Source organism: Dietzia sp. B44, from assembly GCF_014145245.1.
GTDB lineage: Bacteria > Actinomycetota > Actinomycetes > Mycobacteriales > Mycobacteriaceae > Dietzia > Dietzia natronolimnaea.
Genome location: NZ_JAALEF010000357.1, coordinates 1 through 2,397 on the forward strand (window position 1 = coordinate 1; position 2,397 = coordinate 2,397).

General features: G+C 72.8%; 2 protein-coding genes. Both read left to right on the forward strand.

All coding sequences use genetic code 11. The annotated features are described in order from the left end of the window. On the forward strand, positions 1-614 hold a 614-nt coding region (locus G6017_RS11810), incomplete at its 5' end, for an arabinofuranosyltransferase (protein ID WP_182617506.1). 12 nt (positions 615-626) lie between these two features. Continuing rightward, on the forward strand, positions 627-2,397 hold a 1,771-nt coding region (locus G6017_RS11815; protein WP_347237994.1), incomplete at its 3' end, for an arabinosyltransferase domain-containing protein.

Sequence of the window (2,397 nt, forward strand, 5' to 3'; positions counted from 1 at the left end):
CCGCCGCCGAGGCCGCCGACCGGCGTCGCCGGGCCACCGCCGTCGTGGGCGTCGTGGCCACCCTCGCCGCACTCGCCCACGCGCAGGGGATCCCCGATCACCTGCACGAGGAGATCCGACTGGCCTATACGGACACCGACGGCGACGGCGAGCGCGCCGACCGCTTCCCGCCCGGGCCCGAGTCCCACTACGCCGAGGTCGACAGGGTCATCCTCGAGGCGTTCCCGGGCCGCGAGAAGACCGACCTCGTCGTCGTCAGCACCGCCGACGCCTTCCTGGCCTACCACCCGTACCTGGCCTACCAGGCCGTCACCTCCCACTACGCCAACCCGCTCGGTCGGTACGACGAGCGCAACGAGGTGATGCTCGGCTGGGAGGACGCCACCAGCGGCGACGAGCTGTACGCCATGATGAACGACACGCCGTGGCGGCGCCCGGATGCCGTGGTCGCCCGCCCCTCGGGTTCCGGGTACGCGCTGCGCCTGGCCGAGGACACCTATCCCAACGACCCCAACGTGCGCCGGTTCGGCGTCACCATCCCCGCCGAGGCCGTGGAGGGCCCCCACTTCGAGGTCCACGACGTCGGACCGTTCGCCGTGATCGTGGTGCGATGAGGTGACCCCACTGTGACGGCGAGCGACCGGCGCCCCCTCGGGCGGCACCCCTACCCGGGGATGGACCGCGACCGACGGCTGGCCGTGATCACCGGCTTCCTCGGCGCGTTCCTGGCGATCCTGTCCGGGTTCCTCCCGGTCCACCAGGACACCACCGAGGTGCGCTGGACCGCCGGACCCGACTACGCCTCCGTCACCGCGCCGCTGGTCTCCGGGAGACCGCTCGACCTGACCATCACCGCACCGTGTGGCCCGTTGTCGCAGGTTCCCGACGACACGATCGTGTTCTCGACCCTGCCCGAGGGCGCACCCGGTCGGATCTCCGACGGCCTCGTGGTGCAACGCTCCGCCGACGCCGCGGGGGACCCCGCCATCGAGGTGGCGGTCCGCAACACCACCCTGCTCTCGGTCCCCCTGTCCACCCTCCGGGACCCGGCCTGCGAGTCGCTGCGGGTCAGGGCCGAGGTCGGGGTGCTGGTGGCCGAGCTCACCGGCCTGTCCGAGGACGGGGACCGGGGCGGGGACGACGACGAGAACGGGCAGGACCCGGTCAGCGCGGCCGTCCCGGGAACCATGCGACCGCAGGTGACAGGGGTGTTCACGGACCTCACGCCCACCTCCGCGCCCGACGGGCTGGGCGAGTCGACGGTGGAGATCACCGTCGACTCCCGCTACTCCTCCAGCCCCACGGCGCTCAAGCTGGCGTTGATGGTGCTCGGGGTCCTGGCCACCCTCGCCTCGGTGGTGTTCCTGCACCGCCTCGACGGGATCGACGGACGGTCCGACCGCCGGTTCGTCCCCCGCTCGTGGACCCGGTTGTCGGCGGTGGACGGCGTGGTGGTGGGCGTCCTGGGGTTCTGGCACCTCGTCGGCGCCAACACCTCCGACGACGGCTACCTCCTCACCATGGCCCGGTCGGCCGGACCCAGCGGGTACATGGCCAACTACTACCGCTGGCTCGGATCCCCCGAGTCGCCCGTGGGCTGGTACTACGAGATCCTGCGGTTGTTCGCCGAGGTGTCCACCGCGAGCCCGTGGATGCGCCTGCCCACCCTGGCGTGCGGCATCCTGGCGTGGCTGATCATCAGCCGGGAGGTGGTCCCGCGCCTGGGCCGGCTCGCCCGCACCTGGCACCGGCCGCGCTGGACGGGCGCCGCGCTCTTCCTGGCCTTCTGGATGGCGTTCAACAACGGACTGCGGCCCGAGCCCGTGATCGCGCTGGGCGCGCTGCTCACCTGGTCGCTCGTGGAGCGGTCCATCGCCACGCGCAGGCTCGTCCCGGGCGTCGCCGCGATCGGGGTGGCCGCGTTCTCCCTCGGGGCCGGGCCGACCGGGCTCATGTGTGTGGCCGCCCTGGCCGCGGGCGCACGCGAGTTCGTCCGCATGGTCCGCCGCCGCGCCCTGGTGGTCGGCTGGGCCCCCATCCTCGGTCCGGTCCTCGCGGTGGGACTGGCCCTGCTCTACACGGTGTTCGCCGACCAGACCCTCGCCGCCGTCCTCGAGGCCACCCGCATCCGCACCGAGCTCGGCCCGAGCCTTCCCTGGTACGGGGAGAAGGACCGCTGGGAGGCGTTGTTCGGGGTGTCCGCCGACGGTGGTGTGGCCCGGCGCTTCCCCGTCCTGCTCATGCTGATGTGCCTCGCGCTCGTCACGGCCGTGATGCTGCGCCGCGGCAGGATCCCCGGGGCCGCCGCCGGACCGTCCCGCCGGCTCATCGGCGTGATCGCCGGCTCACTGCTGTTCCTGGTGTTCACCCCCACCAAGTGGACCCACCACTTCGGTG